Origin of the sequence: Thiobacillus sp. (assembly GCF_030696885.1) — a bacterium.
Lineage (GTDB): Bacteria > Pseudomonadota > Gammaproteobacteria > Burkholderiales > Thiobacillaceae > Thiobacillus.
In genome coordinates this window covers 75302-96631 of record NZ_JAUYRI010000009.1, presented here as the reverse complement: position 1 = coordinate 96631, position 21330 = coordinate 75302, and the positions used below count along the sequence as shown (strand labels likewise).

The 21330-nt window shown below is 62.8% G+C and carries 22 protein-coding genes; 8 read left to right on the top strand and 14 right to left on the bottom strand.

Features of this window, described 5'->3' with window-relative positions:
• Window positions 1-33: 33 nt before the first annotated feature.
• From dapA to Q8R61_RS04175, 13 genes are all read right to left on the bottom strand, one after another.
• Window positions 34-909, bottom strand: a complete 876-nt coding sequence (gene dapA / locus Q8R61_RS04235; RefSeq protein WP_305534715.1) for a 4-hydroxy-tetrahydrodipicolinate synthase — start codon at window positions 907-909, stop codon at window positions 34-36.
• 112 nt (window positions 910-1021) lie between these two features.
• Complete coding sequence (locus Q8R61_RS04230) at window positions 1022-1771, bottom strand: flagellar biosynthetic protein FliR (protein ID WP_305534545.1); 750 nt, start codon at window positions 1769-1771, stop codon at window positions 1022-1024.
• Window position 1772: 1 nt separating this feature from the next.
• A complete protein-coding gene (locus tag Q8R61_RS04225; RefSeq protein WP_305534543.1) occupies window positions 1773-2027 on the bottom strand; it encodes a flagellar biosynthetic protein FliQ in 255 nt (84 codons plus the stop codon).
• Window positions 2027-2755 carry a flagellar type III secretion system pore protein FliP gene (gene fliP / locus Q8R61_RS04220; RefSeq protein WP_305534541.1) on the bottom strand — a complete coding sequence of 243 codons (729 nt, stop codon included), beginning with the start codon at window positions 2753-2755 and terminating at the stop codon, window positions 2027-2029. The genes Q8R61_RS04225 and fliP overlap by 1 nt, the downstream gene beginning before the upstream one ends.
• Window positions 2752-3105 (bottom strand): flagellar biosynthetic protein FliO, encoded by a 354-nt coding sequence (fliO, locus tag Q8R61_RS04215; RefSeq protein ID WP_305534539.1) that lies wholly within the window; start codon window positions 3103-3105, stop codon window positions 2752-2754. The genes fliP and fliO overlap by 4 nt, the downstream gene beginning before the upstream one ends.
• A gap of 25 nt (window positions 3106-3130) precedes the next feature.
• Window positions 3131-3592 (bottom strand): hypothetical protein, encoded by a 462-nt coding sequence (locus Q8R61_RS04210; protein WP_305534537.1) that lies wholly within the window; start codon window positions 3590-3592, stop codon window positions 3131-3133.
• On the bottom strand, window positions 3582-4046 hold the full coding sequence (locus tag Q8R61_RS04205) for a flagellar export protein FliJ (protein ID WP_305534535.1): 465 nt from the start codon (window positions 4044-4046) through the stop codon (window positions 3582-3584). Before Q8R61_RS04205 ends, Q8R61_RS04210 begins: the two co-directional genes overlap by 11 nt.
• Window positions 4043-5440 carry a flagellar protein export ATPase FliI gene (gene fliI, locus Q8R61_RS04200; protein WP_305534533.1) on the bottom strand — a complete coding sequence of 466 codons (1398 nt, stop codon included), beginning with the start codon at window positions 5438-5440 and terminating at the stop codon, window positions 4043-4045. Before fliI ends, Q8R61_RS04205 begins: the two co-directional genes overlap by 4 nt.
• Window positions 5437-6048 carry a flagellar assembly protein FliH gene (locus tag Q8R61_RS04195; RefSeq protein ID WP_305534531.1) on the bottom strand — a complete coding sequence of 204 codons (612 nt, stop codon included), beginning with the start codon at window positions 6046-6048 and terminating at the stop codon, window positions 5437-5439. Before Q8R61_RS04195 ends, fliI begins: the two co-directional genes overlap by 4 nt.
• Window positions 6045-7013, bottom strand: a complete 969-nt coding sequence (locus Q8R61_RS04190; protein ID WP_305534529.1) for a flagellar motor switch protein FliG — start codon at window positions 7011-7013, stop codon at window positions 6045-6047. Before Q8R61_RS04190 ends, Q8R61_RS04195 begins: the two co-directional genes overlap by 4 nt.
• Window positions 7010-8377 (bottom strand): flagellar basal-body MS-ring/collar protein FliF, encoded by a 1368-nt coding sequence (gene fliF / locus Q8R61_RS04185; protein ID WP_305534527.1) that lies wholly within the window; start codon window positions 8375-8377, stop codon window positions 7010-7012. Before fliF ends, Q8R61_RS04190 begins: the two co-directional genes overlap by 4 nt.
• A 75-nt stretch (window positions 8378-8452) precedes the next feature.
• Window positions 8453-8905, bottom strand: a complete 453-nt coding sequence (locus Q8R61_RS04180; protein ID WP_305534525.1) for a histidine phosphatase family protein — start codon at window positions 8903-8905, stop codon at window positions 8453-8455.
• Between the two features lie 73 nt (window positions 8906-8978).
• Window positions 8979-10511, bottom strand: a complete 1533-nt coding sequence (locus tag Q8R61_RS04175; RefSeq protein ID WP_305534523.1) for a CYTH and CHAD domain-containing protein — start codon at window positions 10509-10511, stop codon at window positions 8979-8981.
• Between the two features lie 160 nt (window positions 10512-10671).
• On the opposite strand from Q8R61_RS04175, the gene ppk1 reads away from it, so the two are divergent.
• The 6 genes from ppk1 to Q8R61_RS04145 all read left to right on the top strand — a co-directional run bounded on the left by ppk1 (window position 10672) and on the right by Q8R61_RS04145 (window position 19243).
• Window positions 10672-12738 carry a polyphosphate kinase 1 gene (gene ppk1 / locus Q8R61_RS04170; protein ID WP_305534713.1) on the top strand — a complete coding sequence of 689 codons (2067 nt, stop codon included), beginning with the start codon at window positions 10672-10674 and terminating at the stop codon, window positions 12736-12738.
• Between the two features lie 46 nt (window positions 12739-12784).
• The gene (locus Q8R61_RS04165) at window positions 12785-13582 is read left to right on the top strand and encodes a DUF2007 domain-containing protein (RefSeq protein WP_305534521.1); all 798 of its coding nucleotides are present in this window, start codon (window positions 12785-12787) and stop codon (window positions 13580-13582) included.
• A gap of 170 nt (window positions 13583-13752) precedes the next feature.
• Window positions 13753-15648 (top strand): molecular chaperone HtpG, encoded by a 1896-nt coding sequence (gene htpG, locus Q8R61_RS04160; RefSeq protein ID WP_305534519.1) that lies wholly within the window; start codon window positions 13753-13755, stop codon window positions 15646-15648.
• A gap of 83 nt (window positions 15649-15731) precedes the next feature.
• The gene (locus Q8R61_RS04155) at window positions 15732-16427 is read left to right on the top strand and encodes a DarT ssDNA thymidine ADP-ribosyltransferase family protein (RefSeq protein WP_305534517.1); all 696 of its coding nucleotides are present in this window, start codon (window positions 15732-15734) and stop codon (window positions 16425-16427) included.
• A 1-nt stretch (window position 16428) separates the two neighbouring features.
• A complete protein-coding gene (locus Q8R61_RS04150) occupies window positions 16429-17121 on the top strand; it encodes a hypothetical protein (protein ID WP_305534515.1) in 693 nt (230 codons plus the stop codon).
• A 70-nt stretch (window positions 17122-17191) separates the two neighbouring features.
• Window positions 17192-19243 (top strand): hypothetical protein, encoded by a 2052-nt coding sequence (locus Q8R61_RS04145; protein ID WP_305534513.1) that lies wholly within the window; start codon window positions 17192-17194, stop codon window positions 19241-19243.
• Window positions 19244-19368: 125 nt separating this feature from the next.
• Here the strand turns inward: Q8R61_RS04145 and Q8R61_RS04140 are convergent, their stop codons facing one another.
• Window positions 19369-19998, bottom strand: a complete 630-nt coding sequence (locus Q8R61_RS04140; RefSeq protein ID WP_305534511.1) for a 2OG-Fe(II) oxygenase — start codon at window positions 19996-19998, stop codon at window positions 19369-19371.
• A gap of 267 nt (window positions 19999-20265) precedes the next feature.
• Here Q8R61_RS04140 and Q8R61_RS04135 point away from each other — a divergent pair, with 267 nt between their 5' ends.
• Both Q8R61_RS04135 and Q8R61_RS04130 read left to right on the top strand, forming a co-directional pair.
• A complete protein-coding gene (locus tag Q8R61_RS04135) occupies window positions 20266-20661 on the top strand; it encodes a hypothetical protein (RefSeq protein WP_305534509.1) in 396 nt (131 codons plus the stop codon).
• A gap of 209 nt (window positions 20662-20870) precedes the next feature.
• Window positions 20871-21329, top strand: coding sequence for a DUF411 domain-containing protein (locus Q8R61_RS04130; protein WP_305534507.1), 459 nt, complete (start codon window positions 20871-20873; stop codon window positions 21327-21329).
• Window position 21330 lies beyond the last annotated feature (1 nt).

Below are 21330 nucleotides of genomic sequence, written 5' to 3'. Positions count from 1 at the left end.
GCTACTCAAACCGGCATGACGCATCGCGTCACGCTAGATCAATTGGGCGTGACGCAAGGCGTCACGAACGGTGTCATGCAATCCGGCAGACAGCGGGGTCATCGGCAGGCGCAGACCGGACGGGATCAGACCCAGTTCGGCGCACGCCCACTTGACCGGAATCGGGTTGGCTTCAACAAACAGCCTGCTGTGCAGCGGCAGCAACGCATTGTTGAGTTCGCGCGCACGCGCGAGGTTCCCCTCGAACGCCGCCACACACATCTCGTGCATCATTTTCGGCGCCACGTTGGCGGTGACCGAAATCACGCCATGACCACCTAGCAGCATGAAAGGCATGGCCGAGGCGTCGTCGCCGGTATACAGCAGAAAATCCTTCGGCGCGCGACGTACCAGATCGGCCGCGCGTTCCATGTTGCCGGTGGCGTCCTTGATACCGACGATGCCGGGCACCTGCGCCAGGCGCAGCGCCGTGTCGTTCGACAGATCGGCCACCGTGCGTCCCGGTACGTTGTACAGGATCAGCGGCAGGTCGACCGCCTCGGCGATTTTCTTGTAATGCTGGAACAGACCTTCCTGCGTCGGCTTGTTGTAGTACGGCACCACCGAGAGGCCGGCCTGCGCACCGGCGGACTTCGCGCATGCGGTGAGCTCGATGGCTTCGCGGGTGGAGTTCGCCCCGGTCCCCGCGATCACCGGCACCCGGCCGGCGGCCCGCTCGACCGCAACCCGGATCAGCTGACAGTGTTCGTCAAAATTCACGGTGGGCGATTCGCCCGTGGTGCCGACGACGACGATGCCGTCGGTCCCCTCCGCGATGTGCCAGTCGATCAGCTTCTGCAGCGACCCGATATCGAGCGCGCCATCGTCGGACATCGGGGTGACGATGGCAACCAGGCTGCCTCGGAGCATGTTCATCTCTGCCATCTTGTTGTTTCCGCCGCTGTAATTTCAGTACCGCGCCGCTTGGTCGGCGCGATTGCATTAAATCGCGACATTCTAATGCATCTGGCCGAGGCCGGCGTCATCTTGCGACGAGCGTGGCCAGCCAGCCGCCCAGTTGCCCGATGCCCAGGCCCATGGCCTGCGTGACCAGCGGCACCGCCCACACCCAGGCCGCCATCAGCCCCAGCGCGGCCAGCCCCAGCCCGACCGAAAACATGTCCAGCCCCGGCGTGGTGCGCGCCACGATGCCCAGCGCCAACTGGATCAGCAGCGCCAGCGCCACCAGCGGCAGCGCCAGTTGCATGCCGACCGCAAACAGCCAGCCGGCGGCTTCGGCCAGCTGGCGCAGATCGGCCGCGGCCGGCAGGCTGGCGACCGGCATTACCGCAAAGCTGTCGCGCAGAGCGCTAACCACCATCAGATGGCCGCTCGCCGCCAGGAAGGCCAGCGCTGCCAGCCAGCCAGCCAGCGCACGCCAGGCGGCGTCGGCCGGCCCCGCCTGCTCGGCCGTCAGCATCAAGAGGCCGCCGGTGGCGGTGTGGCCGGTCCACACCAGCGCGGCGCTCACCGCGGCGAACACCAGCCACACACACAGCGCCAGCGCCGCCCCCCACAGGAAAGCCAGCGCCAGCGCCAGCAGGCCCGGCAGGGAAAACGGCGCGAGTTCGCCGGCCGCCACGCCCGGCGCCAACACCGCGGCCAGCACCGCGGCGATGAACAGCCGCAGCATCAGCGGTAACCGGCCCGCCAGCGGATCGAACACAATCCAGCCGGCAACGCGCGCAAACGCAAACAGCCAGACCGAGACGCCCGCTTCGGTCAACGGCATCTCATTCGATCAAGCCGGGAAAATCGGTGAGCAGGGTGCGCGCAAACTCGACCAGCTGGCCGCCCATCCAGCTGCCCAGCACCACCAGCACGATCGCCATGATCAGCAGCTTGGGCACGAAAGCCAGCGTGGGTTCGTGGATCCGCGTGGCGGCCTGGAACAGGCTGACCGCAAATGCCACCAGCAGGCCTGCCAGCAGCACGGGCGCCGCAATCATCAGCGTCAGCCAGAGGGCGTCGCGGGCCAGGCCCTCCATTAAAAGCTCCCGAGCAGCGAGCCGACCAGCAGATACCAGCCGTCAACCGTGACGAAGAGCAGCAGTTTCAGCGGCAGCGACACCAGTTGCGGCGGCAGCATGATCATGCCGAGCGCGGTCAGCACCGCGGCCACCACCAAATCGATTACCAGAAACGGCAGCACCACCATGAAGCCGATCTGGAAGGCCGTCTTCAGCTCGCTGGTGAGGAAGGCCGGTGCCAGCGCGGCCAGCGGCACCGTGTCGACCTGGCGCGGATCGATGGTCTTGTCGTCGCCGATGAAGAGGTCGAGATCCTCGGCGCGGGTCTGCCGCAGCATGAAATCCTTCAGCGGCGACGACGCTTTCTCGGCCGCTTCGTTGAACGAAAGCGAGCCCGCCAGGTAAGGTTGATAAGCCTCGGCATCGATGACTTTCAGCGCGGGCGACATCACGAAAATCGTCAGCAGCACCGCCAGCCCCATCAGCACCAGATTGGGCGGCGCAGTGTGGCTGCCCAGTCCCTGGCGCAGCAGGAACAGCACCACCGCAATGCGGGTAAAGGCGGTGAACGCCAGCAGCAAGGCCGGCAGAAACGGAAACAGCAGCAGCCAGGGCAGGCTCGCGCCGGGCACGCCGATCACCTGCCCGCCGGCGCCGGGCGTCACCGACAACAGCGGCACGTTCGCGTCGGCGCCGAGCGCGGGCAGGCTCAGGCCCAGCGCCATCAGCATCAGGATTCGCCTCATTCCGCGCGCTCCGTCAGGGATCGCGTGCCCGCGGCCGGTTTCGGCAGCGTGTGCAGCAGCCGCACATTGCCGCCGCCCACGCCCAGCATCACCCAGGTGTCGTCGACCTCGACCACCACCACGCGCTCGCGCGGCCCCACCGCCGTCGTGCCCACCACTTTCACCACGCCCTGCGCGCCCATGCCGGGCAGGTAGCGGCGCGCGAACCAGGCCACCGCGACAAAGCCGCCGAGGATCAGCGCCAGGCTGAGCAGCACGGTGAACAGTCCGCCGGCCATGTCAGGCGGCGCGGCCTGCGCCACAGCGGGGGTCAGCAGCAGCGCGACGGCCGCAATGAGGGGAGGTGTCATGGTCGCTAGGGTCCGGTTCGTGTGCTTATCCATGGCGGATCACGCCGCGCGCCCAGCGCGTCAGTGCGGCGGGCTGCGGCGGCAAGCTCAGGGCCAGTGTCGCCTGCGCGAGATCGGTGCCGAGTTGCCATGCGAGCGAAGACGGCAGCGGATCCGGTACGGGTTCGTCGAGCCAGCTTTCGGCCAGCACCGCGTCCAGCGTGCGCATCAGCGCGGCCGGCACGAAGGGCGAAGCGCCCGAGACGCGCCAGCCGCCGAGCCGGCGCGTCAGCCACAGCGTGGCAAGCGCAGCATCCGGCTGCCAGACCGGCACGTCCGGCGCGGCCGACGGTGCGACAGCCGGCAGTGGCAGCGCGCGCACCGGCAGGTGCAGCCGCGCGGTCAGCGTCGCGGCGAGGCGGCGGGTCAAGCGCTGCGGGAAGACGTCGAAAACGACGACCGGCGTCGTCAGGAAAGCGGTTTCCGCCGGCGTCAGTTCAAGCAGCATCCCAGGCCTCCCGCGTACCCGCTTCGCGGCGATGCATCAACTCCACCAGTTCATCGTGCTCGCGCTGCTCGGTGCGCCGCTGCTGCACGGCCAGGTGGGCCAGGTGGCGCTGCTCCAGCAGGCGCAGCGCCTTCACCCGTTGCTCGACCTGCATCCATTCGGCCAGTCGCGCCTGCCAGGCTTGGTGGGCGGCATCGATGTCGGCCTGCGCCGCCCGCATTTCGGCCGCCTGCACCTGCTGCAGACGATTCGTCTCCTGCAGCCGCGCGGCCGTCACCCCCGCGCGCAGTTCGCCGGCCAGCTGCGCGATGCGCGCATCGCGCAGCGCGATCAGCTGCACCTGACGGCCGCGTGCGCGCAGCCAGATGCCGTGCGCGAGCTTGACCGAACGCGACAGCGTTTCGCTGCGCCGTTCGGCCAGCTGCAGCACGCGCGCCAGCGCAAAGGTTTTCATCCGAGCACCTCATCGAGTCCCGCGCGCGACGATTCCAGCGTTGCGCGCTCGCGCATGCCCTGCATCAGGTAGCCCTGCATCCTCGGGTAGAGCCGCACGCCCTCGTCCAGTACCACGTCGGCGCCCGGCACGTAGGCGCCGACGGCAAGCAGATCGCGGCTGCGCATGTAGCGCGAGTAGAGATACTTGAAGCGGCGGGTACGCTCCAGCGCATCCTCGGACAGCAGGTCGGGCTGTGCCCGGCTGATTGAGGCCTCGATGTCGATCGCCGGGTAATGGCCCGCATCGGCGAGGTCGCGGGTGAGCACGATGTGGCCGTCGAGAATCGCGCGCGCCGCGTCGGCAATCGGGTCCTGCTGGTCGTCGCCTTCCATCAGCACGGTGAAAAATGCGGTGACCGAACCGCTGCCACTGCGTCCGTTGCCGGCGCGTTCAGCCAGCTGCGGCAGCTTGGCGAACACCGACGGCGGATAACCCTTGGTGGCCGGCGGCTCGCCGATCGCCAGTGCCACCTCGCGCTGTGCCATCGCGTAGCGGGTCAGCGAATCCATGATCAAGAGCACGTGCTTGCCCTGGTCGCGAAAATATTCGGCAATCGACATCGCATACGCCGCGCCGTTCAGGCGCATCAGCGGCGGATGGTCGGCGGGCGCGGCCACCACCACCGCGCGTGCCATGCCTTCAACACCCAGAATCTGGTCGATGAATTCCTTGACCTCACGGCCGCGTTCGCCGATCAGGCCCACCACCACCACGTCGGCTTCGGTATAGCGCGCCATCATGCCGAGCAGCACGCTTTTTCCCACGCCGCTGCCGGCGAACAGGCCGAGCCGCTGGCCGCGTCCCACCGTCAACAGGCCGTTGATCGCGCGCACGCCGACATCCAGCGTCTGCCGGATCGGCGCGCGCTCCAGCGGATTGATCGGGCGGCTATACAGCGGCACCCGGCGTTCCAGCGACAACGGACCGAGGCCATCGAGCGGTCGCCCGGCGCCATCGAGCACGCGTCCCAGCAGCCGCTCGCCCACCGGCACATGGCGCACGCGGTCGTGCGCACGGCGACGCGGCACATAGCGCGTTCCCAGGCGCGGCGGCTGCGCCACCATCGGATTGTCCGGAACCACGCGCGCGCCCGGCATCACGCCATAGGTGTCGGTGGCCGGCATGATGAACAGGCGCTCGCCCGAGAATCCCGCCACCTCGGCCTCGATGCTCTGCCCGCCGGGTACCTGGATATGACATTGGCTGCCCACCGGAAGGCGCACCCCCACCGCTTCCATCACCAGGCCGGACACCCGCGTCAGGCGTCCGGTGACTGTGATCGGCGTCGCCCAGTTCACCGCCCGCCGGCAGTTGGCCAGGTATTCGCGCAGGCGGACGATACGCTCGCTCATTCGATCCAGTTCTGGTTAGAGCCGAGCACCTGCACCACCTGGCGCCAGCGTGCCGGCAGGGTGGCATCGAGCTCGCCCTGCGGGGTCTCGATCAGGCAGCCGCCGCGCACCATGCGCACGTCTTCCACAATGCGCAGACGGGTCTTGTCCAGCACCTGGTCGAGGTGCGGGCGCACCAGCATGGCGTCATCCGGATGCAGCAGCAGGCGCGCTTCGCGGCTGGACTCGGCCATTTCCTTCAGGGCCAGGTTGACGACGTCGAGCACGCGTTCAGGACGCGCGGCGAGTTCGCCCGCCACCACCTGACGCGCCACGTCGAGCGCGAGTTGCAGCAGCATGTCGGCAAGGCGGAAATCGAGGTTGTCGAGCGTGCTGTCGAAACTTTCGGCCAGCTGCTTCATGCGGCCACAGGCCTGCTCCCCCTCCTGCCGGCCGGCAGCCAGGCCTTCGGCATAGCCTGCGTCGCGCGCGGCCTGGCGCAGGCGCGCCAGTTCGGCTTCGAGGTCGGCAGCCGGCGACGGCGCCTCGGCGGACGCCGCCAGTTCCACCACCTCCCACTGCTCGAATGCCGTGGTGTCATTGGCAGAGGGGTCGTCTTGCATACTCATGCCGCCTCCACTTCTTCGGGATACAAAATCGCGCCTTCCGCCGCCAGTCGCCGCAGGCTTGCGCCGGCTTCATCCTGCGCCGCCTGGATCACGGTGACCGGCACCACGCCCAGCGTATCAAGATCCACGCGCATACGCTGCGCCGCCGTCGGGCTCATCACCGCCGCCAGCGCGTCGAGCACCTGCCCGTCGCTGCCCTTCAACGCATGCAGCAGGGTACGCGCGCCGACATGGCGCAGGAAGGCCTTGCGGCTCGCCTCGGGCAGACGCGCCAGATCCTCGAACGCGAGCTGGCGCACGCGCAGGCGCGCGGCCAGCTCCGCATCGTTGTGATCGAGCTGGCTCAGCGCAGCCGCCGCGCTGCCTTCGCTCATCTGCCCCAACAGGCCGGCGACCGCCGCCTCACCCTGCGGCGACGCGGACGCGTCGAGGCTGATCAGCCAATCGTCCAGTTCGCGCAGCATCTCGGAACTGGGCGCTTCGCTGTGCGCCAGGCTCATCAAGGCATCCGCACGCGTCTCGCCGGGCAGCAATTCCAGCACGGCCGCGGCGACATCGCGCGGCAGCTGGGTCATCACCACGGCGATCAGCTGCGGCGGCTGCGCTTCCAGCAGACCAGCGATTTCGGCCGGCTCGCGCCAGGCCAGTTTTTCCAGCGCCTGCGTACTGTTTGCGCCCAGGCGCTGCTGCAGTGCCTGCAGGTGTTCGGGGCGGAAGGCCTGCTTCAAGGCCTCGTCGAGAAAGCGTCCGGTGTCGGTGGCAAAGCCGGTCTGCTCGGCCGCTTCACTGGCGTAGTCGCGCAGGATCGCACGCACGCGATCCCGCGGCAGCACGTCGAGTTCGCGCATCGCGCTGCCGAGCCGGCTCACCTCGAGCGGGCTCAGGTAGCGAAACACCGCGGCCGTCGCCTCCTCGCCCAAGGCGAGCAGCAGCGCGGCGGATTTTTCGATGCCGGCCTGGCTCATGCGCGCATCCACAGCCGGACCACATCCGCCGTCACGCGCGGATTGGCCAGCACCTGATTGCGGGTGGCATCGAGTTCGGCGTCGAAATCCGCCTCCACCGCGGGGACCTCGAGCGGCGGACGGCGGCGGCGCCAGATCATCATGATCATCAGCGCCAGCAGGGCTGAAACGGCCGCCAGCGTCCACGGCGGCAAGGTCTTCCAGGCCCGTGCAGACGCCGACGGGCTCGCCGGCGACATACGCGGAACCGAGACCGGTGCCGAGGCCGCCGGCGGTGCGTTCTCCAACACCTCGGCCGGCGCCACGTCCTCTGCGGCAGCGGACGGCGCAGCCGCCGGCAAGGCATAAACGTTGACGCTGTCGCCGCGCGCCGGCTCCAGGCCCAGCGCCTGCTGCGCCAGTTGCCCGGCGCGCTGCAACTCCTCCGCGCTGGCGTCGTAGCCCAGAATCACGATGGCCTGGATACGCTGGATGCGGCCTTCCGGCTCGCGCGTGGTGCGCACGCTTTTTTCCAGCGGATGCGCCGCCCCCGCCACCACGACGTTTTGCACCCGCTCCACGGTCTGCCGGGTTTCGCTGTCGTCCAGCGTGGCGGTGACCTGCACACTGACGCGGTCCTCGCCCAACCAGGGCGTCAGCACCGCGAGCACGCGCCGCACCAGATCCTGCTCCAGCGCCAGCCGCTGCGATTGCACCGGCTCGGGCGCAGCGTCGGCCAGCACCATGCCGTGCGGACCGAGCACCTGCACTTCGCTACGCTTCATGCGCGGCACGCTGGCCGCCACCAGGGTCTGGATCGTCGTCACCTGCTCCGCCTGCAGTTGCGCTCCCGGACGCAGCCGCACCAGCACCGCGGCAGTGGCGGGCGGCGCATCGCGCAGGAAAGGCGACACCTTGGGCAACGCGAGGTGCACGCGCGCCAGTTCGACCGCTTCCAGGGTCTGGATCGAACGTGCGAGATCGGTTTCGAGCGCGCGCTGAAAACGCTGCTGCTCCTGCAGCGACGACGCGCCAAAGCGCGGCGCACGCTCGGCTTCGTCCTGCGCATCGGCATCGGATTTGGGCAGACCCTGCGCAGCCAGACGATAGCGTGCGGCATGCAGGCGATCGGCCGGCACTTCGATGCTGCCGTCGGCGGCAGACAGGCGATAGGGAATGTCGAGTTGCTCGAGCGCTGCGATGACTTCGCCGCCGGAACGATCGGACAGCTGCGTGTACAACACGCGGTAGACAGGCGGGGTAAACCACAGATACGCCGCGGCCAGTGCGGCCAGCGGCAACAGCACCAGCAGGGTGAACGTGAAGCGGCGCAGGGGACTCGCTTCAGCGATCAATTCGCGCAGACTGCTCAGCCAACCCGGCACGGAAAGCACCTCGTCTGCGGGGCCGGGGTCTGCGGGGTCGCCTGATGCTGGATGGGCTGTTTGTTCACATGGCGATTATAACCAGTCAGGCGCGGCCACAGCGCGCAATACCACCTGCATCTGCCCGGCCCGCTCGCGGCCCTGAAACCACCAGATGCCGCCTTTTTTTACCGTCAGGTCGCCCGCCTGTCCGGCCAGCAGGCGCATCGCTGCCTGCCCCAGCGTGGGCTGATGGCCAATGATCAGCACCGGATAGGGCGCCTCCGGCCAGCCTGCGGCGGCCAGCAGGTCGGCGGCGCTGGCCCCCGGCGCCAGTGCCGGAACCTGGTCGTAGTAGCGTCCCAGCGCCTGTGCCGTTTGCAGGGTGCGCGTGGCGGGGCTCACCAGCACGCGGATATCCGGCGGCAAGCGCGGGTTGAGCCAGTCGGCCATGCGCGAAGCCTGCTTGCGGCCCTTGTCGGTCAGCTCGCGTTCGAGATCGGGCATGCCGTCTTCCGCTTCGGCGTGTCGCCACAAAATGAGATCCATCTGTCTTGCCTCGCAAAAAATCGTTCGTTTATCCGTTCAGCACAGGCCAGCATAACCCGGCGCAGCCATACGCTTACCAGTCGCGCTTCAGTGTCAGAATGTCCCGCACCGCACCCGCGCTTTCGTCGTTCGCAGCCTCCGCCAGCTTTGCCGCCAGCCAGCCGAGCACGAATTGCCCCATCGGCCCGGCGTCGACCGCCGGACCCGACGTCAGCAGGCCCCACGCCACATGCGCGTCGTTGCTGCGCCCAAGGCTGTCCTGCGCGTCGCGCAGGGCAGCCAGATAGCGAGCCTGCCGACGTTGATGCCCCTCAGGGTACCCGCCAAACAGGGGCTGGAAAAACTCGGCCGCATAACGCTGGCGCTTGATCGCAATGCGCAGGGCGTGGCGCTGCGCCGGTTCCAGCTGATCGAAATCGCGCGCACCGCGGGCGACGCGGCGATGTCCCTTCTGCAGCGCACGGCGCGCCCATTGTTCCAGCGGCGACAACTGGATCAGACGCTGCGCCGGCGGAGCGGCCCGCCAGCCGCGCTGCAGCAGCCAGCGCTGAACCGCCAGCAGCCAGGCGCCCGGATGCCCCAGCCTGATGGCCGTCTGCATGGCCGACCGCACGTCGATCCGGTGCGCCTCCAGCACCTGCATGCCGCGCTGCCAGGCATCGGGATCGGGACAATGCGGCGCGATCGCTGGCAGGGTTTCCGCCAACAACACGTCCCAGTCGCGCGCCGGGCCGAGCGCGGCGGCCAGCGTGCGCAGCCCGTCCATCAGTGCGTCCGGCAGCACGCACGCCTTGCGATAGAGCCGCAATGCCGCACGCAGCCGCCGCAGCGCTACCCGCGCCTGGTGCACGTGCTCGATGTCGTTGCTGGCAAACACGCCCGGCAGATTGCTCTGGAACTGCGCGAGACATGCCTGCACGATCGCGGCAAAGCCGTCCTCCACGCTCATGTCGCCGTCCAGTCGCATCGCTGCCGACTTCAGTGGCGCATCCGCTTCGCCCTGCGCAAGCTGCACGCCGCGTTCGGCCTTGCTGACGTCGAACGGCAGATAGTCGAAGGCAGCGGCCCACTCCAGCGCGAGCGCAAACAGTGCATCCGGCTGGCCGGCTTTCAGTTCGAGTTCGATCTCGCAAATCGGCTGGCTGCGCTCGCCGGCCCGCACCTCGCCCACGTCCAGCGCCACTTCGATCGCCGCGCCGCCCTTGCCCTTCAGCTGCCAGGCGGTACGGTGAAAGCGCGTCTCGAACACCGGAACAAGGGCATCGCGCAGCGCCTCCGGCACCCAGGCCAGCGCCTCGGGTGGAAACCGCGTCCAGTCCGGCGCGTCGCCTGCCACCGGCATTTCATATTCGGCACGGCGCGACAGCCCGCCCTGGCGCTCGCCTTCGGTCTTCAAGGTCTGCAGCCAGCGGCGGCCCACGCGGCGCACCCGCAACGCCACACCCAGCGCGCTCAGCGCAAAGTCGGGGGTGTCGAAATAGCGGGTGATCAGGTCGTGCTTCACCGGCACGCTGCGCCGCCGGGCCATGCGCTTGAGAAAGGCCGCGGCCTGTTCGGGCGGTAGCGCCAGCTTGAGTTCGATTTCCTGCGGATGCGTAGTTGTCATTTAACTGTCATATTGGGGCCCCGGTGGCCCCTTATCATTCAAGCACGCCAAAATTCAAGCGCACTGAGATTCAAGCCCGCCAAGACTCAAACACACCAAGATTCAAACACGCCAAGTTTCAAGCACGTCAGGATTCAAGCACGACATGGATATCAAAACGATGACACTCCCCAGTCCCGAGACGCTGATCAACCGCGAGCTCGGCATTCTCGAATTCCAGCGCCGCGTGCTGGCGCAGGCCGACGATCCCACCATGCCCTTGCTGGAGCGGCTGAAATTCCTGTGCATCGTGTCCAGCAACATGGACGAATTCTTCGAAGTTCGGGTGGCCGGACTGAAAGAGCAGATCCGCGCCAACTCCACCCAGCGCTCGCCCGACGGGCTGACCCCGCGCCAGCAGTTTCGTGCGGTATCAGACATGGCGCATGCGCTGGTGGCCCGGCAGTACGAACTCTTCAACGACGATATCGTTCCCGAGCTGGCCGAAAACGGCGTGCATTTTTTTCGCCGTACGCATTGGAACGAAGCCCAGGCGGCGTGGATTCGCGACTACTTTTTCCGCGAGCTGATGCCGGTGCTCACCCCGGTGGGACTTGATCCCTCGCACCCCTTTCCGCGCGTGCTCAACAAGAGCCTCAACTTTGCGGTCGAGCTGTCCGGACGCGACGCCTTCGGCCGCAATTCCGGCGCCGCCGTGGTGCAGGCGCCGCGCTCGCTGCCGCGCGTCATCCGCCTGCCGGAGGAAATCGCCGGCTGCGAATACGGCTTCGTGTTCCTGTCGTCCATCCTGCACGCCCACGTCGGCGAGCTGTTCGCCGGGATGACGGTGCAGGGTTGCTACCAGTTTCGCGTCACCCGCAATTCCGACCTCTTCGTCGACGACGAGGAAACCAAGAACCTGCGCCAGGCGCTGCAGGGCGAGTTGCCGCAACGCCACTTTGGTGCCGCGGTGCGGCTGGAGGTGGCCGACAATTGCTCGACCTCGATGGCGGCCTTCCTGCTAGAACAATTCGAGCTCGATCCAGACGACCTCTACCAGGAACACGGCCCGGTCAACCTGGTGCGCCTGATGCAGGTGCCCGACTGGGTCGACCGTCCTGAGCTCAAGTTTGCACCCTTGATCCCCGCCCTGCCCGCGCGGCTGGCCAAGCAGGACGACATCTTTGCGCACATCCGCAAGGGCGACGTTCTGCTGCACCACCCGTTCGAATCCTTCCAGCCGGTGATCGACTTCATCGAGCAGGCCGCCGCCGACCCCAGCGTGGTCGCCATGCGGCAAACGGTCTACCGCACCGGCACCGACTCCAAGCTGATGCAGGCGCTGATCCGCGCCGCCCAGGCGGGCAAGGAAGTCACCGTGGTGGTCGAGCTGATGGCGCGTTTCGACGAAGAAGCCAACATCAACTGGGCGGCCAAGCTGGAGGAAGTCGGCGCCCATGTCGTCTATGGCGTCGTCGGCCACAAAACGCATGCCAAGCTCGCGCTGGTCGTCCGCCGCGAAGAGGGCGAACTGCGCCGCTACGCCCACCTGGGCACCGGCAACTACCACGCCCGTACCGCCCGCCTGTATACCGACTTTGGCCTGCTGACCGCCGACGAAACTATTACCGCCGACGTCGCCAGCCTGTTCACCCAGATCACCGGGCTGGGCAAGGCCGGCAAACTCAAGCGCCTGTGGCAGGCGCCGTTCACGCTGCACAGCGAAGTCGTCGCCGCCATCAACCACGAAACCGCGCTGGCCGCCGCCGGCAAACCCGCCGCCATCATCGCCAAGATGAACGCGCTGCTGGAGCCGCAGGTCATCGCTGCGCTGTATGCCGCCAGCCAGGCGGGGGTGAAGATCGACCTCATCATCCGCGGCGTGTGCGCCTTGCGCCCCGGCATCGCCGGCCTGTCGGACAACATCCGGGTGCGCTCGGTGGTCGGGCGCTTCCTCGAGCACACACGCATCTTCTATTTCAGGAACGGCGGCGTCGAGCAGGTCTATCTGTCCTCCGCCGACTGGATGGACCGCAACTTCTTTCGCCGCATCGAAACCGGCTTTCCCATCCTCAACCCCAAGCTGAAAAAGCGCGTCATCCTCGAAGGCCTCAAACCCTACCTGCGCGACAACGTGCAAGCCTGGGACATGCAGCCCGACGGCAGCTACCGTCGCCGCAAGGCGCGCCGCGCCAAGCGTTACAGCGCCCAGGACGTGCTGCTGGACCTGTTCTCCAGACAAAAATGAGCCGGCTCCGTTATGCTTCTCCCACCCGTCCACTCGACCAGGATCCGTGAAGACCCTCTACGAAGCATCGAATAGCCTCGAAGCCCAAATGCTTCACGATCTGCTGCAGCAGGAGGGCATCCCCACGCAGGTGAATGGCGCTTACCTCCAGGGCGGCGTTGGTGAGCTTCCGGCAAGTGGCCTCGTCCGCCTGATGGTCGACGCCGAGAATTATGAACGGGCAAGAGCCGTGATCCAGAGATGGGAGGCCACAGAGGTGCATGACCCGGCCCCGGCACCCGCTCAACGGCAAAATAACGGCTTTGCGGCCCTTTTGGTCGGCGTACTGATTGGGGTAGCAGGCTCCTACTTGTTCTTCCGTGCGCCTTTGAACAACGATGGAATCGACTACAACCATGACGGCGTGCCCGACCTGATCTGGCGTTATTCGCCAAGTGGCACGTTTCTCGGGTCCAAGGAGGATCGCAACCTGGACGGAAAAATTGACTATGTCGAAACCGCCGACAGGCAGGGGCATGTCGTGTCGGCCGAAGCGGATGACGACTTCGACGGCGTCTTCGAAAGCCGTTACCGCTTGCGTAAGGGGAAGTACGAAGTCGGCGAAGTGGATACCGATGGAGACACTCTCCCGGACCTGAGATACCACTATGCGCACGGCGTGCTGACCTCTGTCGAATTCCTCAACCCGTACACCGCGTTGCCTGTTCGGATCGAGCACTATCGGCTTGGCGTACTCACAACCGCAGAGGTCGACGCGGACAAGGACGGCAAGCTCGACAAGCGCTATGTCTATTCGGCGACCGCAGAGGTCATCGAAGAGCAAGTGATCACCCTGGCGCCCTGACTCGGTGTGCCGGCGGGGCAGAACCTGCCTCAGCCGCCCATCACATCGAAGCTGAACAACCCTCTCATCGTCGAAGGCCTCAAGCCCTACCTGAGCGACAGGGCTTGAAACCCGCCAACCCGCCCCCATTTCCCGTATCACCTTGTTTGTACCTTACGGGAGATAAAGGCATGTCCGCCACCAAAGAAACTCTTGGCTTCCAGGCCGAAGTCAAACAGCTGCTGCAGCTGATGATCCATTCCTTGTATTCCAACAAGGACATTTTCCTGCGCGAACTGATTTCCAACGCCTCCGACGCCGCCGACAAGCTGCGCTTCGAGGGGCTGTCGGATGGCGCGCTGTATGAGAACGACCCCGACCTCAAGATCCGCATCGCCTTCGACCGCGCCGCGCGCACGCTGACCATCACCGACAACGGCATCGGCATGAGCCGGCAGGAAGTCATCGAGCACATCGGCACGATTGCAAAATCCGGCACCCGCGAATTCTTCAGCCAGCTGTCCGGCGACCAGCAGAAGGACGCCGCGCTGATCGGCCAGTTCGGCGTCGGCTTCTATTCCGCCTTCATCGTCGCCGACCGCGTGACGCTGACCACCCGCCGCGCCGGCCTCACGTCCGAGCACGGCGTGCGCTGGGAATCCGAGGGTGCCGGCGACTACACGCTGGAAACCGTCGACAAGCCCGGCCGCGGCACCGAGATCGTGCTGCATCTGCGCGAAGGCGAGGACGAGTTCCTCTCCGACTACAAGATCAAGTCGGTCATCCGCACCTATTCCGACCACATCACCCTGCCCATCGTGATGAAGAAAACCGAATGGAAGGACGGCGTGGAAACCCCCACCATTGATGACGAAACCGTCAACCGCGCCTCCGCCCTGTGGGCGCGCGCCAAGAAGGACGTAACGGAAGAGGAATACCAGGAGTTCTACAAGCACGTCGCCCACGACTTCGAGCCGCCGCTGGCGTGGTCGCACAACCGCGTCGAGGGCAAGCAGGAATACATCTCGCTGCTCTACGTGCCATCGCACGCGCCGTTCGACCTCTACGACCGCGACCGCCGTCACGGCATCAAGCTCTACGTGCGCCGCGTCTTCATCATGGACGACGCCGAGCAGCTGATGCCGGCCTACCTGCGCTTCGTGCGCGGCGTCATCGACTCGGCCGACCTGCCGCTTAACGTCTCGCGCGAAATCCTGCAGTCCAGCCGCGACATCGATGCGATCAAGAATGGCTCGGTGAAGAAGGTGCTGGGCCTGCTGGAAGACCTGGCCGAGAACCAGCCGGAGAAATACGTCGAGTTCTGGAACGCCTTCGGCAAGGTACTGAAGGAAGGCCCGGGCGAGGACTTCGCCAACAAGGAGCGCATCGCCGCCCTGCTCCGCTTCGCCTCCACCCATACGGATACGGATGCGCAGGTCGTCTCGCTCAAGGACTACATCGGCCGCATGAAGGAAGGCCAGGAAGCGATCTACACCATCACCGCCGACAGCTTCGCCGCCGCCCAGCACAGCCCGCACCTAGAAATCTTCCGCAAGAAAGGCATCGAAGTGCTGCTGCTGTCCGACCGCGTCGACGAATGGCTAATGAGCAACCTGCACGAGTTCGACGGCAAGCCGATCAAGTCCGTCGCCAAGGGCGGGCTGGATCTGGGCGCGCTGGAAGATGAAGCCGAGAAGACCGCGCAGAAGGAAGCCGAAGACGCCATGAAGCCGCTGGTCGAGCGCATCAAGACCACGCTCGGCGAGCGCGTCAAGGACGTCCGCGTCACCCACCGCCTCACCGACTCGCCCGCCTGCCTCGTCACCGGCGAAGGCGACATGAGCGCCAACCTCGAACGCCTGCTCAAGGCCGCCGGCCAGGCTGCGCCCACGGTGAAGCCTACGCTGGAGATCAACCCGTCACACGCCCTGGTCACGCGGCTCAACAGCGAATCCGACGAAGACCGCTTCGCCGACTGGTCCAACCTGCTGTTCGAGCAGGCGCTGCTGGCGGAAGGAGGCCAGCTGGAAGACCCGGCGAGTTTTGTGCGCCGATTGAATGGGTTGTTGGCGATGTTGCCGAGTTAACTAAAAGAGGCCGCACATGTCGAAATGCGAGCGGCCTTCAACCTGTTGTCCCGGCGCGGCTGAGCGATCAGTCGCGCTTTTTATTGCTGAATCTGATCGCGATGTTGCGCCATCCTCTGAATGCTGCAATCCTTAGCGCCGATCAAAGTACAAGAGGATTGATTGTGGAAGCGGCAGTGGAAAAACGAAAAATAAAGTTCGTCTGGCACTTCACGCGATTGGAGAATTTGGATTCCATTCTCCTGAACGGCCTCGTCCCAAGAGCAATCCTTGAGGCCCAATCAACCAGTGCTATTTATAATGATGCTTATAGGCTGGATGGTGAAAAGGCAGCTAATTGCTTATCAATTGGGCATCCAAATTACAAGATGTTCTTCAGTTTGCGGCAGCATAATCCACAGCAAGAATGGGTTGTACTCGCTTGCAAGCCGAGTATTCTTTGGCTTAAGGACTGTGCCTTTTGTTACGAAAATGCAGCCAGCAGCAACGTAAAGGCAATCCCGCTGGCCAGTCGTAAAGGACTCGGCGCATTTGAAAAACTTTTCTCGCCAGCAGATGGCAAGCCGTGCCGAACGGATCTAAAACTACCCGATGACTGCCCGACCAATCCGCAAGCGGAGGTTCTAGTCTTTGACATCATTGAACCCAAATACATTTTGGGTGCGGTGTGCCAAAGTAGCAGTCGCAGAGACGAATTGAAAGCCAAATACCCGAACTTCGGATTTCTTTATCACAAGTCATTATTCTCCGCTCGAATGGACTATTCCCACTGGAAATAGCATGGCCTTAAGACCAGTTTTCCTTCCAATATCTGATGGCATTGGAGTTGAAGAGAGGATGCTCGAGTTCAACTGGCATCCAGGTATGGCGAAGAGTCAGAAACAAAAATCTATCAGAGAGCTTCACGCTATCGCGGCAGCGTGCGGTATCTCCCCAGTTTTAGAGATTTCAAGCAAGTCAGAAGAAGCTCTTGGTGTCGAACTCAGTGCCTTCAATTTACGTATTACGACTAGAGTAAAAAACTCCGTATTTACTGTTGAAACCGCGTTTCAAGGCAGCAAAGTATTTGAGCGAGGGGGGCCATACAAGGACCTAATTGGCCTAGATTCCCACCTCGCCAAGAAAGACATTCGCTTAAAGGAATCAGGGAATCTCGTCAGATTTGAGTTCTTTGGTAAAAACTTTCCACTTACTCCGAGGACCTATTTCTATGACTGGATCTATATCAACGCATTGCATCAGAACAACAATTTAGCTAAGCAAGTTACTCAATATTGCGGATTTAGTGATATTGAATTCAACCCTGCACGCTCAATCAACTGCCAAGCCTACTCAGCAGCGCTTTACCTCAGCCTCCTAAAAGGTGGGGTTCTCAACGATGCAATTTCATCCCCTGAACTGTTCCTCGACGTCACTCGACAGCAATATGAAGAACAGCGACGAAATATAGTGGTTCAGAGTACCTGCGTTTGAACTCAACTCAAACGGCCGGCATGCAAGCAAGCTAACAACAAACGAAAATGAGACCAAGGGGAAAAACCGCATGAGCATGAACACCTATCTTCAAGGACGGTTGCGCAACACACCGCTTCCAAAAAGCCATGGTTTGCTCCCCTTGTTCGAAGCTGTGGTGAACTCGATTCACTCAATTGCCGAGTTGGACGCGGATCCTGGCTATGGCGAGATCACTATCGACATCATTAGAACGCCGCAAACTGCATTGCAACTGGACGACAGTAAATCAAAACGTGGCGCGCCCCCCTTAGAGAACATTATTGGTTTCAAGATCACCGATAACGGGGCGGGATTTCATGACATGAACATGAGTTCGTTCGAGACGCTAGATAGCGACTACAAGGCACAACAGGGTTGCCGGGGCGTTGGACGTTTACTATGGCTAAAAGCGTTCGAAGGTGTAACTGTCACGAGCGACTTTCGAAACGAGGCTACTGACCTAAAACGGCGATCCTTTACTTTTACGGCTGCACAAGGGGTGGGCAACATCAAACTGGGTGATGCTGAACCGGGAACTCAACCCAAAACCTGCGTGAATCTAAACGGCTTTAACAAATCCTATCGGGAGAAGTCCCCGAAGACCGGAAAAACCATTGCGAATAGTTTGTTTGAACACTGTCTTTGGTACTTCGTTCGGGATGGTGGTGCTCCACAAATTCGAATCAAAGATGAGCTAGAACTAATTAGCCTTGATGATATCTACGACGAGTACATGTTCTCGTCCGCCAAAAAGGAGAGTGTCCAAATCAAAGGACAAAGTTTTGAACTCACGCATATCAAACTCAAAGCAAGCTCAGCTAAGCAACACTTCATCGCATGGTGTGCAGCGAGCCGCGTAGTAGAGGAAGAGAATATCGCCGGCAAAGTGGCTGGGCTACATGGAAAGATCAAGGAAGAGGCAGGAGAGTTTGTTTATGCTTGCTATGTAACATCTCCATTCCTTGATCAGCATGTACGCCCAGAACGCATCGGCTTCGACATCGAGGAAATGAGCGAGGACCTATTCTCTGAAACCGAGCTTAACCTAACAGACATCAGGAACGCGGTTATTGCATCTTCTAGTAAGCACTTGGAAGGCTATTTAAAGGAAAGCCAGAAAGCAGGACGAGCGCGAGTGGAAAAATTTGTCTCCCACCGCGCCCCTCGCTATCGCCCTATTCTCGCCCGCATCTCAGAGGACAAACTGAGCGTCGACCCCGATATATCAGACAAAGAACTTGACTTGATCTTGCACAAGCAGCTAGCGGAGATTGAAGGCAGCTTGCTTTCAGAGGGTCACGAGATCATGAATTTCGGTAAGGATGAGTCGCCAGCTCAATATAACGCTCGTCTCGCTGACTATCTGGAAAAAGCCGACGACATCAAAAAGTCCGACCTCGCGAACTATGTTTTCCACAGGAAAATCATACTGGACATTTTGGGGAAGGCGGTACAGCGTGGGGCAGATGGTAAGTACGCCAGAGAAGAGTTAATTCATGAACTCATTATGCCAATGAGAAAGACCTCTAATGAGGTGAAGTTAGACAGTTGCAATCTTTGGCTGATTGATGAACGGCTTGCATTCCACGATTTCCTTGCCTCTGACAAGTCCCTATCGACGATGCCGATTACCGATTACGCAAGCACCAAGGAGCCTGATATTTGCGCTTTGAACGTTTTTGACGAGCCCATCCTGGTAGCCGATGGGCAAGGCTTGCCATTAGCATCGATCGTTATTGTAGAGATCAAGCGGCCAATGCGGAATGACGCCGCGGCTGGAGAAGAGAAAGACCCCGTTGAACAGGCACTTGGCTATTTGGAACGCATTCGTGAAGGTGGCGCAAAAACATCTTCTGGCCGACCGATACCTCGCTCAGATGACATACCCGGATTCTGTTACGCCATTTGTGACATCACTCCCACCGTCGAGCGCAGATGCAAAACGCTTGGCTTGACGGTGACAAGCGATCATCTTGGCTACTTTGGGTACAACCCAAATTACAAGGCCTATATCGAAGTTATTTCTTTTGACCGCTTACTCAATTCAGCCAGACAAAGAAATCGTGCGTTCTTCGACAAACTGGGGCTACCCACAACTTGACGGTCAATACAGGAACAAATAGGTCAGACACCATTTCTTCTCTAGTGATCTAATCGAACGCCAGATTCAGATACGTCTTGAATCGCAAAAATGGTTTAAAAAATGATGCTTCTGGCACCTCGACCTCAGGAGCGAGCCAGACGCCTTAAGAAGCCTTCACGCGACCCCGCATTGATCCAGCCAGTGGCGATTGTCTTGCTGAGCTCGCTATTCACCCGGCCACGATGGATGTGAGAGGGCGAGGCTGGAAAGATCAGCAGCTTGCCCCGCTCCGCCACTTCGTGATGCTGTTGCCAGTGGAATTCGGTGCCAGCCTCGTCCACCGAATTGCAGTAGAGGATCCAGGCCAGCACGCGGTGCACCGGCTCGGTGGCTTCGTCGCCAATCGTCCAGTCGCAGTGCCACTGACGGAAACCCTCGCCGGGCGCGTAACGCTGCAGGTTGAACACCGGCGTCACAAACAACTCCTGGTCCGGGCAGACCTGTCGGAACAGCGGTCGCTCCTGCAGGTAGCGCTCAAGGCCTGCTGATACACCTCGCACGATCAGATCTGCAAGTGCGAATGCCTCGGGATCTGAACGGCTGAACGCCACGAGGCTGATGTCCGTCGATACCTTGGCAGGCTCCGCGTCACGGCCGCCAGAACCGAAGGCTATGCCCGGCCGCTGCAGATCGTGTCGCCGGTCAAAGAAATCCATGACGCCATCAGCAACCGCCTCGAAGCCGGCATTGTGGTAGCGACCGATCAGTTGCATGCCCGGGGCTCCTTCCAGGAGTTGGCGATCACGGCATCCCCCCGTTGCCAGTGAAAAGCGCCCAAAGCGCCACGAGGCGCGGTTTCATGCCGTATTGAATACTGTTAATAAACATCGCTTTCGCCTTTTTCTGAACCGACCACTGATCCGCGCAAATGGGGTCACCATTGCCTCCTCGCGTTGGCGCTGCCCGCAAATCTTCTGCACAATGCCGCTTTTGCATGACAGGAGTTCCGCATGGCTTCGGGACAAATCCACATCGCCATCTTGAACCCCGGCGTCGAGATCACGCCGCTGCGGCTGCGTGGCTGGCTGCAGAAAGAGGCGGCGGTGATCAATAACCGCGCGAACCCGGGCGACGGAGCAATTCTACGGCTGTTTCTCACCAAGCAGCTGCGCTACGGCCTGCCTGGCAAGAAGCTCGACGCGATCCTGCAGGCGCTGACCGAAAAATATCCTGCCGTTTTGCGTATCGAGGTTCGGTTGATCGACGCGCCTCTGACCGCCGACGAAATGGAGGAACAGACCCGCATCGCCAACGCCGATCTTCAGAAATTCTTGCAGCGTGCGGAGGAATACGCCAAACGCAAGCAGGCCGAGGTATTGGATAACACGCGGCCTGCGCCGATCCAGTGGCATACGCTAAAAAACGCGCTAGATTGAGCGAATGGAAGTGCGACGGGCCAGGCCCACTCAAAGCGACTAAAGGGGTCAGCGTCGAATAGCATTGCCGCCAGAATTCGATGTCTACAGAGTGCTCCGAACTCCGCTGCCCGTCGAACCTGGCGCGTCGGGTGAGCGAACCAAAGCCAATGGAGTCTGGTCATTTGATTGCCCGATCATTCAACCAACCTCGTCCATCCGATCACACCATGAAAATGACACGCTTCACAAAACCTGCCCTTTCCCTGGCCATGATCATCGGATTCGTGTCCTCGACTGCGTGGGCCGCGCCGGCGGTGCCGGTCATCGACGTGTACAAGAGCCCGACATGCGGCTGCTGCGTCAAGTGGATCGACCACCTCAAGGAAAACGGCTTCACGGTACGCAGCCACGACACCCAGGACGTGGCGCAGCACAAGCAGCGCCTGGGCGTTCCGGCCGCTTACGGCTCCTGCCACACGGCGGTGATCGGCGGCTATGTCATCGAGGGCCACGTGCCCGCCCGGGACATCAAGCGCCTGCTGAAGGAAAAACCGCAGGCACGCGGCTTGACCGTGCCCGGCATGCCGGTCGGTTCTCCCGGCATGGAACAGGGCAGCCACAAGGATGCGTACGAGGTGATCCTGCTGGACAAGAACGGCGCCCCGCGGGTGTATTCGCGATATTGAG

What these genes read in the sequence shown, in the direction of transcription:
- dapA (WP_305534715.1), bottom strand. Translation starts at nt 909, where the DNA reads ATGCTCCGAGGCAGCCTGGTTGCCATCGTCACCCCGATGTCCGACGAT.
- Q8R61_RS04230 (WP_305534545.1), bottom strand. Translation starts at nt 1,771, where the DNA reads ATGCCGTTGACCGAAGCGGGCGTCTCGGTCTGGCTGTTTGCGTTTGCG.
- Q8R61_RS04225 (WP_305534543.1), bottom strand. Translation starts at nt 2,027, where the DNA reads ATGGAGGGCCTGGCCCGCGACGCCCTCTGGCTGACGCTGATGATTGCG.
- fliP (WP_305534541.1), bottom strand. Translation starts at nt 2,755, where the DNA reads ATGAGGCGAATCCTGATGCTGATGGCGCTGGGCCTGAGCCTGCCCGCG.
- fliO (WP_305534539.1), bottom strand. Translation starts at nt 3,105, where the DNA reads ATGACACCTCCCCTCATTGCGGCCGTCGCGCTGCTGCTGACCCCCGCT.
- Q8R61_RS04210 (WP_305534537.1), bottom strand. Translation starts at nt 3,592, where the DNA reads ATGCTGCTTGAACTGACGCCGGCGGAAACCGCTTTCCTGACGACGCCG.
- Q8R61_RS04205 (WP_305534535.1), bottom strand. Translation starts at nt 4,046, where the DNA reads ATGAAAACCTTTGCGCTGGCGCGCGTGCTGCAGCTGGCCGAACGGCGC.
- fliI (WP_305534533.1), bottom strand. Translation starts at nt 5,440, where the DNA reads ATGAGCGAGCGTATCGTCCGCCTGCGCGAATACCTGGCCAACTGCCGG.
- Q8R61_RS04195 (WP_305534531.1), bottom strand. Translation starts at nt 6,048, where the DNA reads ATGAGTATGCAAGACGACCCCTCTGCCAATGACACCACGGCATTCGAG.
- Q8R61_RS04190 (WP_305534529.1), bottom strand. Translation starts at nt 7,013, where the DNA reads ATGAGCCAGGCCGGCATCGAAAAATCCGCCGCGCTGCTGCTCGCCTTG.
- Q8R61_RS04180 (WP_305534525.1), bottom strand. Translation starts at nt 8,905, where the DNA reads ATGGATCTCATTTTGTGGCGACACGCCGAAGCGGAAGACGGCATGCCC.
- Q8R61_RS04175 (WP_305534523.1), bottom strand. Translation starts at nt 10,511, where the DNA reads ATGACAACTACGCATCCGCAGGAAATCGAACTCAAGCTGGCGCTACCG.
- ppk1 (WP_305534713.1), top strand. Translation starts at nt 10,672, where the DNA reads ATGACACTCCCCAGTCCCGAGACGCTGATCAACCGCGAGCTCGGCATT.
- htpG (WP_305534519.1), top strand. Translation starts at nt 13,753, where the DNA reads ATGTCCGCCACCAAAGAAACTCTTGGCTTCCAGGCCGAAGTCAAACAG.
- Q8R61_RS04150 (WP_305534515.1), top strand. Translation starts at nt 16,429, where the DNA reads ATGGCCTTAAGACCAGTTTTCCTTCCAATATCTGATGGCATTGGAGTT.
- Q8R61_RS04145 (WP_305534513.1), top strand. Translation starts at nt 17,192, where the DNA reads ATGAGCATGAACACCTATCTTCAAGGACGGTTGCGCAACACACCGCTT.
- Q8R61_RS04140 (WP_305534511.1), bottom strand. Translation starts at nt 19,998, where the DNA reads ATGCAACTGATCGGTCGCTACCACAATGCCGGCTTCGAGGCGGTTGCT.
- Q8R61_RS04130 (WP_305534507.1), top strand. Translation starts at nt 20,871, where the DNA reads ATGAAAATGACACGCTTCACAAAACCTGCCCTTTCCCTGGCCATGATC.